Annotated in this window: 12 protein-coding genes; 6 read left to right on the top strand and 6 right to left on the bottom strand. The window is 59.3% G+C overall.

The genetic code is table 11. The features are described 5' to 3' along the window. Positions 1-207: 207 nt before the first annotated feature. The gene (locus FTW19_RS02785) at positions 208-966 is read right to left on the bottom strand and encodes an SDR family oxidoreductase (protein ID WP_147646223.1); all 759 of its coding nucleotides are present in this window, start codon (positions 964-966) and stop codon (positions 208-210) included. A 96-nt stretch (positions 967-1,062) separates the two neighbouring features. On the opposite strand from FTW19_RS02785, the gene FTW19_RS02780 reads away from it, so the two are divergent. Further along, positions 1,063-1,500: a winged helix-turn-helix transcriptional regulator gene (locus FTW19_RS02780; RefSeq protein WP_147646222.1), complete on the top strand. Its 438-nt coding sequence runs from the start codon at positions 1,063-1,065 to the stop codon at positions 1,498-1,500. 87 nt (positions 1,501-1,587) lie between these two features. Beyond that, positions 1,588-2,418 carry a hypothetical protein gene (locus tag FTW19_RS02775; RefSeq protein ID WP_147646221.1) on the top strand — a complete coding sequence of 277 codons (831 nt, stop codon included), beginning with the start codon at positions 1,588-1,590 and terminating at the stop codon, positions 2,416-2,418. 305 nt (positions 2,419-2,723) lie between these two features. Here FTW19_RS02775 and FTW19_RS02770 read toward each other — a convergent pair whose 3' ends face one another. Continuing rightward, on the bottom strand, positions 2,724-3,005 hold the full coding sequence (locus FTW19_RS02770) for a DUF2164 domain-containing protein (RefSeq protein ID WP_246153543.1): 282 nt from the start codon (positions 3,003-3,005) through the stop codon (positions 2,724-2,726). Between the two features lie 160 nt (positions 3,006-3,165). On the opposite strand from FTW19_RS02770, the gene FTW19_RS02765 reads away from it, so the two are divergent. Then, on the top strand, positions 3,166-4,005 hold the full coding sequence (locus FTW19_RS02765) for an alpha/beta fold hydrolase (protein ID WP_187143220.1): 840 nt from the start codon (positions 3,166-3,168) through the stop codon (positions 4,003-4,005). 104 nt (positions 4,006-4,109) lie between these two features. Here FTW19_RS02765 and FTW19_RS02760 read toward each other — a convergent pair whose 3' ends face one another. From FTW19_RS02760 to FTW19_RS02745, 4 genes are all read right to left on the bottom strand, one after another. Further along, on the bottom strand, positions 4,110-6,467 hold the full coding sequence (locus FTW19_RS02760; protein WP_147646218.1) for a phosphoketolase family protein: 2,358 nt from the start codon (positions 6,465-6,467) through the stop codon (positions 4,110-4,112). A 26-nt stretch (positions 6,468-6,493) separates the two neighbouring features. After that, a complete protein-coding gene (locus tag FTW19_RS02755; RefSeq protein ID WP_147646217.1) occupies positions 6,494-7,684 on the bottom strand; it encodes an acetate/propionate family kinase in 1,191 nt (396 codons plus the stop codon). A gap of 13 nt (positions 7,685-7,697) precedes the next feature. Further along, the gene (locus FTW19_RS02750; protein WP_246153542.1) at positions 7,698-8,831 is read right to left on the bottom strand and encodes a mechanosensitive ion channel family protein; all 1,134 of its coding nucleotides are present in this window, start codon (positions 8,829-8,831) and stop codon (positions 7,698-7,700) included. Between the two features lie 304 nt (positions 8,832-9,135). Further along, positions 9,136-10,035 (bottom strand): alpha/beta hydrolase family protein, encoded by a 900-nt coding sequence (locus FTW19_RS02745; protein WP_147646216.1) that lies wholly within the window; start codon positions 10,033-10,035, stop codon positions 9,136-9,138. Positions 10,036-10,089: 54 nt separating this feature from the next. Between FTW19_RS02745 and mnmG the strand changes: the two genes are divergently transcribed. From mnmG to dnaB, 3 genes are all read left to right on the top strand, one after another. Beyond that, positions 10,090-12,003, top strand: a complete 1,914-nt coding sequence (mnmG, locus tag FTW19_RS02740) for a tRNA uridine-5-carboxymethylaminomethyl(34) synthesis enzyme MnmG (protein WP_147646215.1) — start codon at positions 10,090-10,092, stop codon at positions 12,001-12,003. 217 nt (positions 12,004-12,220) lie between these two features. Beyond that, positions 12,221-12,823: a hypothetical protein gene (locus FTW19_RS02735; RefSeq protein WP_147646214.1), complete on the top strand. Its 603-nt coding sequence runs from the start codon at positions 12,221-12,223 to the stop codon at positions 12,821-12,823. Positions 12,824-12,938: 115 nt separating this feature from the next. Continuing rightward, entirely contained in the window at positions 12,939-14,321 is a 1,383-nt protein-coding gene (dnaB, locus tag FTW19_RS02730; RefSeq protein WP_147646213.1) for a replicative DNA helicase, read from the top strand. Positions 14,322-14,436: the final 115 nt, after the last annotated feature.

Here is a 14,436-nt window from a genome sequence, read left to right as displayed (position 1 = left end):
TCTATATGAGGGGATAATCGGGTCAAATTTGGGGATAGAAAATCGTCACCCAATGTCCCCGGATCGCTTATAGGTCTTTCTGACGCGATCGTTTTTTTGCGCTTCTCGAAAATCGAGTTTTTCCGCAGCCTGTAAAGCCCATTTCTCTATTCAGTCAATAAACCGTGGGCTAAAAGCCCACGGCTCCCACCCGATTCGTACTTCTCCTTAGTGCCCGGCGAGCAGAGTGTTGAACTGCTCGAACCAGGCGTCGAACTTTTCGGCGTTGAAGTCTCCGGCGAAGCGCAGTGGGTGGACGTTCTTCACCAGGATCTCCTTCGCTTGAGGCTGGGTTTCCAGGATCTGCATGGTCTCGTCGATGAAGGCATCCAGGGGCATGGCCCGAGGATCGCTCTTCTGGTGCGGCCCAAGCAGCTCGGTCTGGACATACGGCGGAGCCAGTTCCAGAACCTCGACGCTCGTGCCCTTCAACTGGTAGCGCAGCGACTGTGACCAGGAGTGGATCGCTGCTTTGGTGGCCGAGTAGGTTGGCGTCAGCGCGAGCGGCGTGAACGCAAGACCGGAGCTGACGTTCATGATGGTCGCGCTCGGCTGCTTCTGAAGTGTGGGCAGAAGTGCGGCGGTCAGCCGGATTGGCGCCAGGAGATTTGTATTGATGGTCTCCTCCGCTGCCTTCGGATCGATGACCTGTTCGGTCTTCATGATGCCGGCCATGTTGATCAGCACATTCAAAGCGGGATACTTTGCCGCCAAGTCGGCGGCGAAGGCGTTGATGGAAGCCTCGCTCTGCACATCGAGCTGCACCCCAACGATACCGGGGTTCGCGGCACCGACCTGGTCCAACACCTCTTTGCGGCGGCCGGCGATGATGACGGTGTTACCGCGCTTGTGAAAGGCTTCAGCGAGACCGCGGCCAAGACCGGAGCCTCCGCCCGTAATCAGAATCGTGTTTCCTGTGACCTTCATGAATGTCTTGCTCCCTTCATGAGTTACTGTAGGAGTGTCACTCTCTTTTGGGAAGTAGGCACTTTTTCGTACGTCAGTTACTGTGAGGTAAGCAATATGGCTTCCCCAAAATCCTCGAAGAAGAAACCGAGAGCTCCACTCACATTCCAGTCGCCGGACGGAAGGTCTTCCCCTCGCCCTGACCTGGATGCATTGGTGCAGCAGACCATCGCGCGTGTCGCCGACAAGTGGACACTGCTGACCCTCGAAGCCCTGGACCAGCATGGTACGCTGCGCTTCACCCAACTGGCGGAGCTGGTCGATGGTGTGAGCCAGAAGATGTTGACCCAGACGCTGCGGCAGATGGAGGCCGACGGATTTGTCACACGAACGGTGCATCCCGTTATCCCACCAAAGGTGGAGTACACGCTGACGGCGCTGGGCCGCAGCCTGGGAGAGGCCTTTTGCAGCGTGTGGAGATGGGCGGAGAAGAACTACAAGGCCATTGAAAAAGCACGGTCGGCATACCGCATGCGCTCCGGGATTTCCCGATAAGGAACACGAACTTCACTTTGTTGTCTGGAAAACAGACAGCCGGAAGTTAACCGGGATAACAATGACAGTCGAAGCAAAGGTGCTGCCATGAAGTTCCCCTTCGTAAAGTTCGCTGCCTGTATCACGCTGTCGATGTCGCTCTACACCGCACATGCCGCGGACCAGCTTGTTCGGGTACAGACAACACCGATGGAGATTATCGTTGGTCTGATTTCAAGGGAGAGCGCGGCCTCCAAAGCGCGGCCTGCTTACCTGTACACCTCCTACGAACGCTCTGACCGCACGAATGGAAGATTGTGGAAGGAGCGGGTCGCCGATCTGCCCGAGGGACGCATTCGCCTGCTGATGGAAGAGGACGGCAGACCGCTGGATGCCTGCCGGCAGCGGGCCGAGCGCGAGCGGGTAAAGCAGGTTGCCGGCGACCCCTCCGCATTACAGAAGGACGCCCAGGCGCAGCAGGAGGACTCCCAGCGTGCGCAGCGCATGCTCGATCTGCTGCCCAGAGCGTTTCTGTTTGAGAGGGTGGGGCAGGAGGGACGATATACCCGCATCGCCTACCGTCCTAATCCGGAGTACACCCCAAAGAGCTTCGAAGAGCGTGTCATGCACGCGATGCATGGCACGGTGCTGGTGGACGAACGCGAGTTCCGCCTGCACCAGCTCGAAGGCCGCCTGGAGAAAGACGTGAGCTTCGGCATGGGTCTGCTGGCCACGCTTCGCAGCGGCAGTAGCTTCAGCACCATACGGGAGGAGGTAGCTCCCACCATCTGGAAGGTCGCGAAGATGCAGACCCGCTTTGACGGACGGGCAATCTTCTTCAAAACCATCAATCGCCAGCAGCAGTCAGAGCATGTTGAGTTCAAAGCCCTGCCGGAAGGAACGACGATCACCCAGGCAGTGGACTTGTTGTTGCAGTAGTAGAACGGTGGATTCGCTACATTGTCATACCTGAAGTTTGTTGCATTAGTTGCATTATCTGCCGGGGGCCACTGGAGGTTTTTCCGAGGCCCCGCTTTTCCCACAACGTAACGGAGAGCAAAAACCGTCAAAAGCTGCACTCGAATACCCCATACCACCTCCGCGGGTGATGGGGTATTCGCTTTTAATACCTCAGCGACATGTCATAAATCATGAAGAGCTTTGCCATCCGAAGCGTTGAAAAGCAGGTCCTTCACGATGTTCAGGATGACAACATTTATGACAAGAACTTGCGAGGCACCACACTAGCGGCGTTTGCGGGCAGCGCGCGAAGGCCAGTACTGAAAGGCATCTGCCTGCAACTCACCTTCAAGGTCCATCAACTTGTGCTGCATGCGTTGCTGAGCGTCGGCGACGGCACGGTTGTAGACGAGGGGACCGATCTCTTCGAGGAAAAAGTCCAGCAGTAAACCCGCCGCCAGCGTGTTGAGCGGTTCGGCCAGATTTTGCTCGGCGTAGGTCTGCAGGGAGGAGATCGCCTGCTGACGGTCCTGGGCTGAAAGTTCGGTGAGCTTTTCCGTTGGCACTCCGACTCCTCCGTTCCCGGCTGGGAACATCTTGAGATTAAATCCCGCAATGCAACCTTCACCCCTCTGTAACAATCCTGTAACATAGAGCGTTGGGACTTCCGTGCCGTCTGTGTCAGGGAAAGACCCGCAGTTTGAACGAAGGGACGCACAGAGGGCCGTGTCTGCAGCACTCAACATCCGTGAAGAAGAGGTCGTCGTCGATGGCATCGCGGTGCACTACCGCGTTGCCGGAACGGGGCGCCCGCTGCTTCTGCTGCACGGGTTGTTGGCCGATGGGCAGACCTGGCGTCGGAACCTCAAGGATCTGGCGCGCCATTCCACGGTCTACGCGGTGGATCTCTTCAACATGGGGAAGAGCCAGCGTGTCGCCGGCCTGGACGCAAGCCTGGAGGCTACCGCCGACCGGATTGCGCGCCTGATGGATTCCCTCGGACTGGACGAAGCCGATATTGCCGGACACTCGCACGGCGGAGCGCTGGCGATGATGCTGGCCGCACGGCACACGCACCGCGTAGGCAAACTGGTGCTCTTCGCTCCGGCAAATCCGTTCTGTGGGCATGGCGCGCGCAATGCCCGCTTCTTTGCCACTCCGCTGGGAGCCTGGCTGGGACGGCGTGTTCCGCAGTGGCCTGGCCTGCTGCACCGCGCCGCACTGCGCCGGATGTACGGCGAGCCCTCGCGGATCATTGACGGAACGCTGGCCTGCTACACCGAACACCTCAGCATCCCCGGAACCATGGATCACCTGCTGGCGATTGTGCGTTCCTGGGGAAGCGACATGCGCCGCCTGAAGAAGGTTATGAACCAGCTGGCCGACGTTCCGGCTCTGCTGATCTGGGGCGACCGCGACCGCGCTGTAAGCCTGCCTTCGGCACAGCTGCTGGCGAAGGAGATGCATCACGCCGAGCTACTGGTGCTGCATGGCGTGGGACATCTTCCGTTTGAGGAACAGCCAGAGGTCTGCAACCGCGCTATCGCGCGCTGGTTGCAGAATTGAATAACGAAATAATTGAATAATTGAAGAACTAGATCATCGCCTCAACTGGCGATTAGTGATGTCGTTGGATGTTCAGGTTATTCAATTCTTCCATCATTCATCATTCAATTAGCAGCCCACTTCCAATCCCTTACCTCAGGCATATCCTCGCCGTGTTCCGCAACGTAGAGCTTATGCTGTTGCATCTTTTCGCTATAGAGCTGGCGGACGCGATCGTGCTCTCCGGGCAATGCATACTTCACGCAATCCAGTGCCAATGAAAAGCGGTCGATCTGGTTGAGTACCGTCATATCGAACGGCGTCGTCGTGGTGCCTTCGCCGCGGAAGCCGTGGACATGGAAGCTGGCATGGTTGCGGCGCTTGTAGGTGAGCTTGTGCACTACGGTCGGGTAGCCGTGGAAGGCCATGACGACCGGGCTTTCCTGATCGAAGATCCGTTCGAAGTTTTCGTCGTCGATGCCGTGAGGATGCTCTCCGGGCGTCTCCAGGGTGAAGAGATCGACGATGTTGACGAAACGAACCTTGAGGCCGGGTGCCCAGTTACGCAGCACCGTCACAGCCGCCAGAGCCTCCATGGTGGGAACGTCGCCGGCGCAGGCGAGAATGACGTCCGGCTTCTCTTCCGGCGCACAGGTGGAAGCCCAGGCCCAGATACCCAGGCCTTCGGTACAGTGACGCACGGCCTCGTCCATGTTGAGGTAGGTGTGTGTCGGCTGCTTCCCGGCGATGATGAGGTTGATGTAGTTGCGGGAGCGCAGGCAGTGATCGCCGACCGAGAGCAGGCAGTTGGCATCGGGAGGGAAGTAGATGCGCGTCACCTCGCTCTGCTTGTTGGCGACGTGGTCGATGAAGCCGGGGTCCTGGTGGGAGAAACCGTTGTGGTCCTGCCGCCAGACATGCGAGCTGAGCAGATAGGTCAGCGAAGCGATTGGCTTGCGCCAGGGCAGCTCTTTGCAGGCCTTCAGCCACTTGGCATGCTGGTTGAACATCGAGTCGATGATATGGATGAAGGCCTCGTAGCAGGAGAAGAAGCCGTGGCGGCCGGTGAGGAGATAGCCTTCGAGCCAGCCCTGGCAGAGATTCTCTGACAGCACTTCGAGCACGCGGCCATCAGCGGCGAGATTCTCATCGACGGGAAGCACCTCGCCCTCCCACTGTTTCGACGTGGCCTGGTAGACATCCTGCAGGCGGTTGGAGGCGGTCTCATCGGGGCCGAAGATGCGGAAGTTGCGGCTGCCGGCGTTGTAGCGGATGACGTCCCGGAGGTAGTCGCCGAGGATCTTGGTGGCCGACACCTCATTTGCATCGCAAGGCACATTGCATTTCACGGCATAGTCGCGGAAGTCCGGCAGCACCAGCGGCTTCAACAACTCGCCGCCGTTGGCGCTGGGATTGACCGACATGCGCAGGTCGCCTTTGGGAGCAAGGTTGAGCAACTGCGGCACAGGGCGTCCGCGATTGTCGAAGAGCTCTTCCGGCTTGTAGCTTCGCAGCCACTCTTCGAGCAGCGTGAGATGTTCGGGGTTGGAGCGCACCTCATCCAGCGGCACCTGGTGCGAGCGCCATGTGCCCTCCACCTGTTTGCCGTCGACCATGTGCGGCGACGTCCAGCCCTTAGGGGTGCGCAGGATGAGCATTGGCCAGGCCGGACGTTGCGGCGGATACTGGCTTGCGGCATCGGCGCGAATCACAGTGATGTGATCGAAGATTCGATCGAGCGTCTCCGCCATCTTCCGGTGCATCACCTCGGGGTCATCGCCTTCGACCGTATACGGCGTGTAGCCGTAGCCACGGAAGAGCTGTTCCAGTTCCTCCTGCGGAATGCGCGCCAGCACCGTGGGATTGGCGATCTTGTACCCGTTCAGGTGCAGGATGGGCAGCACGGTGCCGTCGGTGACAGGATTGAGGAACTTGTTCGAGTGCCACGAGGTAGCGAGCGTGCCCGTCTCCGCCTCACCATCACCGACGATGCAGGGAACGATGAGGTTCGGATTATCGAAAGCAGCTCCATAAGCGTGCACCAGCGAGTAGCCGAGCTCTCCACCCTCATTGATAGAGCCGGGGACGTTGGCGGCGCAGTGGCTGGGAATGCCGTACGGCCAGGAGAACTGCTTGAAGAAGAGCTTGAGACCGTCGGCGTCCTGCTGGATGTTGGGATAGGTCTCTGAGTAGCTGCCTTCGAGGAAGGTATTGGCAAGGATGCCCGGGGCTCCGTGGCCCGGCCCAGTGATCAGCAGCATGCTGAGGCGCCGGGCCTTGATGATGCGATTGAGATGCACGTAGACGAAGTTGAGGCCGGGTGTTGTGCCGAAGTGGCCGAGCAGGCGCGGCTTGATATCGTTGACCGTCAGCGGACGGTGGAGCAGCGGATTGTTGCGCAGGTAGATCTGTCCGACAGAAAGATAGTTGGCAGCGCGCCAGTATGCATGAATACCGGCGATTTCCTCAACGGTGAGCGGCATCGCGTGTCTCCGTGGTTAAGGGTTGGCTACTGGAGGGCCTGTGTGCACTCGTGTGCAAGCTGCAGGCCTTCGTCTGCGTGAATCACCCATACGGCGAGCTTTGATGCCGGCGAGGAGAGCAAAGTGTCACCCGCCATGACATTTGTATTTCGGGCGGGGTCGACGTCGACGCCCCAGCCTCGGAGCCCCTCAAGAATGGGGCCTCGTACTTCAGGAGTATTCTCTCCGATGCCTCCGCCGAAAACAATGGCCTGTGCGTCACCCAGAACAGCAAGATAAGCGCCCATGGTGGCGCGGACACGATAGGCGTACATGGCCATGGCCAGCAGTGAACGCTCGTCTGTCTTCTTGCGCAGGATGCGGGTGTCGAGTGACTGGCCGGAGATGGCGAGAAGACCCGACTTCTTTTCCAGGAACTGCAGCGCGTCCTGCGAAGAAAGATTTTCGTGCTGCATGAGATAGGGCAGGATCGCCGGGTCGATAGAGCCGGAGCGTGTGCCCATCATCAGACCCTCCAGCGGCGTAAAGCCCATCGAGGTCTCTACCGACCTGCCTTCGCGGATGGCACAGACGGACGATCCGCTCTCAAGATGACTGGTAACGATATTCGCCTGCTGGATCGCGGTATTGCTCAGCGAACAAAACTGCTCCAACTGATAACGATGCGAAAGACCATGAAAACCGTACTTGCGGATGCCATGGCGGTTGGCCACATCGTAGTCAATGGCATAACGCCACGCGACCTCGGGCAGCGTGTGGTGGAAGGCCGTATCGAAGGTACAGGCAAGGGGCAGGGCGCTGCCATGTTGCTGCAGTGCGCGAATCACCTTCACCGACTTGGGGTTGTGCAGCGGAGCAAGCTCGGCGCGGGCCTCGATCTTGCGGATCACTTCATCGTCGATCCCCACTGCAGCGTTGAAATCGCTTCCACCGTGCACCACACGGACACCGGCGAGATCGGGCTTCGGAAGATCGAGCTTGTCGAGGGCATCGAGCGAAGCCGTAGTCATGGCGTCGAAGTCACCTGCCGGCAAAGGCTCAGAGTGCAGAGGCTGATCGCCGCGTGTGATCTCGAGCGTAGTGTCCTTACCGACGTTATCAATGTCGCCGGTAAGCAGGCGCTTTCCGGCAGAGGCGCGCGGCTGGTTAGCGGTCGTCTCAATGAGGTCGAACTTCAGCGAGTTGCTGCCCGGGTTGAAACACAGGACGAGGGGCATGGCAACTCCAAGCTTACGAGGCTTTCTGTATCGGTGTCGTAAATTTCTCGGCGGTTTCGCCCTGCGACCGGCCGGAGTCAGGCAGAGCCGTGAAGCGCGTGCGCGGGAAGTGCTGCGGGTAGTTCTCGCGGATGAACTCGATCATCTTCTCCCGCACCAGGCAGCGAAGATCGAAATTATCGCCGGCGCTGCGATTGCTAACCAGGCAGCGCAGCTCCATGGTGTGTTCTTTTACGTCAGTTACCTGCAGCACGCAGACCTTGCGGTCCCACAGAGGTGAGGACTCGCAGATCTCGCGCAGCTTCTGGCGGAGCGGCTCCACCGGGATGGTGTAGTCGACGTAGAGAAAGGCGGTCCCAAGGATGTCGGAGGATTGGCGCGTCCAGTTCTGGAAGCTGTTTTCGATGAAGTAACTCAGCGGCACGATCAGACGGCGCAGGTCCCAGATCTTGACGACAACATAGGCGGAAGTGATCTCTTCGATGCGTCCCCACTCGCCCTGCACGATGACTACATCATCGATACGGATGGGCTCGGTCAATGCAATCTGCACACCGGCCAGAAAGTTCGAAGCGGTGGACTTGGCGGCAGTGGCCAGAACCAAGGAAGCAATACCCGCGGAAGCCAGCAAGCCGGTGCCTGCTTTCCAGAGACGGTCGTCGTGGAAGGTCCACAGGACGCCCGCGATGGTGACAACGACGATGAGCGAGATCAGGAAGCGTCGAAAGAGACCGAACTGCGTATGGATACGCCGTGCCTGAATATTGTCGGTCGAGGTGATGTCGTAGCGCCGAAGGAAGATGTTCTGCACCACATAGACGAATCCGGCAGCAAACCACCCGAGAGAGAGAACGAAGAGGATGGCCATCGCCTGACGGACCTCATCGTGATAGCTCCGCGGAATAGGCAGACCCGGCTCAACCAGAAAGAGACAGGTCAGTACGAAGATGGCGCGCGCGGGACGAGCGAGATAGCGCTGCAGGCCAAGTCCGAGCCCGCGGCTCTCCAGGCTTGTCTCCTGTGCCTGCTTTCGGCGAAGTACGCGGAAGAGCAGCCAGTGGAAGACGTTGGAAAAGACGAGTGCGGCGCAGAACAGAAAGAGGGCAAAGAACCAGCCATGCCAGACATGGAGGATTTTGATGAACATGCCGAAGAGGGCTCCTGAAGTATGGCGCTGGCCGGTGGCCGTTTCCATGGGATGACGTGGCGGGAGAGGGAGGTTGTAAGGACTACTCAGAACTTGGGTGCCTCGCGAAGCGAGATTGCTTTCTCTCATCTTTGGCAAAGAAAGCATGGATGGAGAAGCAGATTTCTCCGCTTGTGCTGCGAAATGACAAACAAAAAAACGGTTCGCGCATTAGCGCGAATGCCCACATCTGCTTGCACCCCAACGAACGAAGTTCGTCGGGGACCCCGCGGCGCAGATATGGGGCACCCGGTCTGTCGCCAATCTACAGCTTCGCTAGCCAGTCGAGAATTGTGCGCTGCAGTGCAATGCGCTGATCGGAGTAGCTATGATCCGTCGTGAAGTGTTTCGTTGCCACTTGCGTGTTTCCGCTGCTCTTCAGCGCTGCCGCAAATGCATCATTCGATGGAGCGAGGCCGTCGTCCGAGGTAAGGATCAGGTACGGAGTCTTTGTCAGCTTTGGCGCCAGTGTGGGGAAGTCCCACTGTGTGAGGTTTGCTGCCAGCTCTTTCGCCAGACTCTCGGGTGTGCAACCTGCCAGTGGCGCCATGCCTTCCTTGGCGAGGTGCTCTGCAACCTTGGTGACAGCAATGTTTCTTGCCTGTGGCGGCACCTGCCTGATCGCTTCCATGCCCATATTCGCTGCCGACATCGTCACCACTGCTTTAATGCCCGGCGTACGTGCCGCGACTTCGTTGGCGACAAAGCCGCCCATGCTGTGGCCCATTAGTACGAGTTGCGATGGATTTGCCCGCAGCCTCGTGGCAACGGCCGGTTCGCGCACCCAGGCAATCGCCGCCTGGGCATCTTCAATGCAGTGCGCGAACGAGAACTCTCCCGGCGTACCCCACGCCCCGCGATAGTTGAAATACACCACATCCCATCCCACGCGGCGCAGTGTCTGGGCCAGATCGAGGTTGCGCTCGTTTCCAGGGAAGCCGTGCAGCAGTAAAGCCACCGGATGCGGTCCTGCCCCGGCAGCGATGTAGACCAGGCCGTTGAGCAGGGCTCCGTGGCTGGGGATCTGTACGGACTCCATCGTCGCCGGATGTGCATGATCGATCGGGGGATCGGCGGAGATGGCCGACTGCTGGGCAGCAGCCTGCGAAGCAGCAAGAGAGACGGACAACGCCAGGGCAAAAAGGAGCGCGAGGAGTCTTTGCATGAAACATTCTCGCGAATCCCCTTAAAATAGAAAAGAGAGATTCCGGCGGGAGCAATGGCGTTTACAGAACAGTTCGATGTGCTGGTGGTGGGTGCGGGGCATGCCGGTTGCGAGGCAGCCATGGCCGCCGCACGCATGGGCCTGCGCACCGCTCTGTTCACACTGAACCTCGACCTGATTGCGCAGATGAGCTGCAACCCCGCCATTGGCGGCATCGCCAAGGGCCACCTGGTGCGCGAGGTCGATGCCCTGGGCGGCATTATGGGCGAGGTTGCTGACGCCGTCGGCATCCAGTTCCGCCTGCTGAATACCTCGCGTGGTCCGGCCGTATGGTCGCCGCGGGCGCAGTGCGACAAGGCGCTGTATCGCGTGAAGATGCGCGAGGTGCTGGAAGGCCAGCCGAACCTGTTCATCAAGCAGGCAGAGGTAGTCGACGTCGTGCTGGAAGATACCGCCGAAGGTGCCCGCCGCATCACCGGCATCCGTTTGCGCGACAGCCGCATTGTGCATGCGGGTGCGGTCGTGATCACCACAGGGACATTCCTGAACGGTCTAATCCACTGCGGCGAGGAGCGTTACACCGCCGGCCGCTCCGGCGAGCCTGCCTCCGTCCTGCTGGGAGAGGCGCTGAAGCGCCTGGGCCTGCGTGAGTGCCGCTTGAAGACCGGTACGCCTCCGCGCCTGGACGGACGCACCATCGACTGGTCGCGTTTTGATGAGCAGCCCGGCGATGCCGATCCTACGCCCTTTAGTTTCCGCACCAAGACCGTTCCCCAGCTTCGCCAGGTGAGCTGCCACATCGCCTACACCACGCCGGAGACACTGGAGATCATCCGCCAGAACGTGCACCGGTCGGCGATGTACTCCGGCCAGATCGAAGGTATTGGGCCGCGCTACTGCCCGTCGATCGAAGACAAGATCGTCAAGTTCCCGGACAAGACCCAGCACCAGTTCTTCCTGGAACCCGAGGGCCTGAACACCCACGAGGTCTACATCAACGGCATGAGCACCAGCCTGCCCATGGAAGTGCAGGCGGCGATGGTGCACTCCATCCCGGGGCTGGAGAGGGCCGAAATGCTGCGCCCGGGCTACGCCATCGAGTACGATGCCATCGACCCGACCGAGCTGGACCGCTCGCTGAAGGTGAAGTCGATCGACGGCTTGTATCTTGCCGGGCAGATCAACGGCACCTCTGGCTACGAGGAGGCCGCCTGTCAGGGCCTAATGGCCGGCATCAATGCGGCGCTCAGCGTGAAGGGCGAAGCGCCGTTCTGGCTGGATCGAGCCGATGGATATACCGGTATCCTGATCGACGACCTGATCTCCAAGGGCACCAACGAACCCTACCGCATGTTCACCTCACGGGCAGAGTTCCGTCTGCACCTGCGCATCGACAACGCCGACCGTCGGCTGACACCGAAGGGACGCACCCTGGGCCTGATCGGCGATGCGGCCTGGGCGGACTACGAGGCCAAGCAGGTGCGCATGGTCGCCCTGGAGAAGCTGCTGGCAACCGAGCGTCTCCGCGAAGGCGAGAACAAGGGACAGACACTCGCGCAGCTTCTGAAGCGGCCAGAGGTGACCATCGATCAGATTTTGCCGCTCTTCCAGGAAAAGCTTCGGGAGGATGCCCGTTTTGCGGAGATGGCCGCGGGCCTTCAGGGTGAGACGCTGCCTTCATGGGTACGCAACGAGTTGAAGTCGGTGGAAACCGAGATCAAGTTCTCGGGATATCTGGACCAGCAGCGGCGGAATATCGAGAAGCTGAAGAAGGCCGAAGAGCGGTCGATTCCGGAATGGTTCGACTACACCCAGGTCAGCGGCCTCTCCCGCGAGATGAAGGAGAAGCTGGGCCGTGTGCGCCCGGCAACCATCGGGCAGGCCAGCCGGATTCCGGGAGTGACCCCGGCGGCGGTGAGCCTGATCAATATTTACATCGAGATACAAGGCCGCAAGCAGGCGGTCTAGCCCGGGCTTGACACCTGCATCTAAACTATTTGTATGGCGAAGTCAGTCGTTCTCCGGACCCCGCGACGCACCGCAACTGAGATTGCGGAGAGCCTTGGCGTGAGCAAGACTCGACAGAACCTGATTGCCTCAATTGTGCGAAACTCACGAACCGGACAGTTCACCAGTAAGCGTTCCAGCGGCGTCAGGAAGATCAGTTCACGCGTTATAAGGGAACATGCCGCCACCGCAAGTTGATGACGAAGCAGTCTTTCTAAACATCCCATATGACAGAAAGTTTGAGCGGCTCTACCTTGCGTACATCGTAGGGTGCGTTGAACTCAGTCTTACACCGAAGGCAACTCTCGCCATCTCGGGTGGAACGCGTCGCCTGGAAAGAATTCTTCGCCTCATTCAATCCTGCCGCTACTCTATTCATGATCTCTCGAGGGTTGAACTGGATCGGAATCCACCACCTACTCCACGATTCAATATGCCGTTTGAGCTCGGCTTGGCGGTCGCCAACACGCAGCCGCACACATGGTTTGTTTTTGAGAGCAGATTACGTCGAGCTCAGAAATCTATCAGCGATCTCGATGGAACAGATTGCAATATCCACGGCGGAACCGTTGAAGGTGTAATGCGAGAACTCTGCAACGCGTTTGTCCGTCGTAGCTATCGCCCCACCGTGGAACAGATGATGCAGACGTATCGCAAAACACGTCAGCTGGTTCCCGAGATGCTTCGCCGTACCCGGGCACGAAGCCTCTATGAGGCGCGGGTCTTCGAGGATTTGATTACTCTCGCGGCACAGATTCGGGATGAACGCACGAGCCGATAGACGCGACTTCCACAGTTTCCTCAACCCAAGGGACTTTGGCAGAATTTCTGAACCAAACTCGGTGCAAGGATGACGATACCGTCAGTGACGGAATGGGCCTATTCTTTAAGCAGCAATGGCCTCTTATCTTCAGATCCTTGAGCAGCAAGGCGCACCGGCTGCGCTCCACGCCGAAAATACGATCCTTGGCGCTATGCTCACGGATGGGCTGGCAATCACCGATGCCACCGCCCGGCTGAAGATCGACGACTTCTCGCTGGACTCGCATCGCCGCATCTACGGCGCGATGCTGGAGATGATCGAGGCAGGGCACGCCATCGACATCGTCACCGTCTCCGACAATCTGGCCCGCAAGAAGGAGCTGGAGGGGATCGGCGGTCTTCCTTATCTCTCGTTCCTGACCGAGGGCATTCCCCGGAATCCGAACATTGAAGACTACGTTCGGATCGTCAAAGACAAGAGCCTGCTGCGCCAGTTGATGAGCGTGTGCAACGACGGCCTGCTGGCGTCGGCCGACCAGTCCGAGCTCGCCATCGATGTACTGTCACGCGTGGAAGGCCGCATTCTGGAGATCGCCGAGGGCGCCATCCAGAAGAGCTTCTCTTCGATCGGTGAGATCGTCGCCGAGAGCTTCGGCACCATCGATGCGCTGTACGAGCAGGGCCGCGAGATAACCGGTCTGCGCACGCACTATGCCGAGTTCGACCGCATGACCAGCGGCCTGCAGCACTCGGAACTCACGATCATCGCCGCCCGCCCTTCGATGGGTAAGACAGCGTGGGCCATCAACATCGCGCAGAACTCGGCGGTGCGCGACGCCAAGGTGGTTGCGGTCTTTTCGCTGGAAATGAGCAAGGAGTCACTGCTTCGCCGTATGTTGGCCAGCGAAGCTCTGGTCAACTCGAAGAAGATTCAGACCGGCTTCCTTCCGCGTGAAGATAAGCAAAAGCTGGTCAGCGCATTGGATCGGCTGATGTCGTCGAAGCTTTATGTGGACGATACTCCTGGTATCACCCTCGCCGAGATGCGTGCGAAGGCGCGCCGGCTGAAGCAGCAGGAAGGCGCTTTGGATCTCATCGTGATCGACTACCTGCAGCTTATGACCGGCTCCGCCGGACCGGGCAAGAAGGGCTTCGAGAGCCGTACGCAGGAGGTCTCTTCGATCTCGCGTGGCCTCAAAGCCCTTGCAAAAGAAATGAAGGTTCCGGTCATCGCACTCTCGCAGCTCTCGCGTGCCAGCGAACAGCGTGGCGGCGAGAAGAAGCCGATGCTGAGCGATCTGCGCGAGTCAGGATCGATCGAACAGGACGCCGACGTCGTCTGCTTCATTCACCGCGAAGAGTACTACGACCGCGAGAACGAAGACCTGAAGGGCAAGGCCGAGATCATCATCGCCAAGCAGCGTAACGGCCCGACTGGCAGTGTGCATATGGCTTACCTGAGCGATTACACGCGCTTCGAGAATCTGGAAACCGCCCACTCCGGAGCGGAGTATTAGGGCGTCTCCATATAGCTTGGAGTGGCCCAAGACTGGGTGCCCCACATACGCGAAGCTTATGTGGGAGTATCGAGCGCAAGCTCGATCCATACCTTTCCAGCTGTTTACGGAATCA

Source organism: Terriglobus albidus, from assembly GCF_008000815.1.
Lineage (GTDB): Bacteria > Acidobacteriota > Terriglobia > Terriglobales > Acidobacteriaceae > Terriglobus > Terriglobus albidus_A.
Note: the sequence above shows the minus strand (reverse complement) of the source record. Positions and strands in the feature narration are given on the sequence as shown.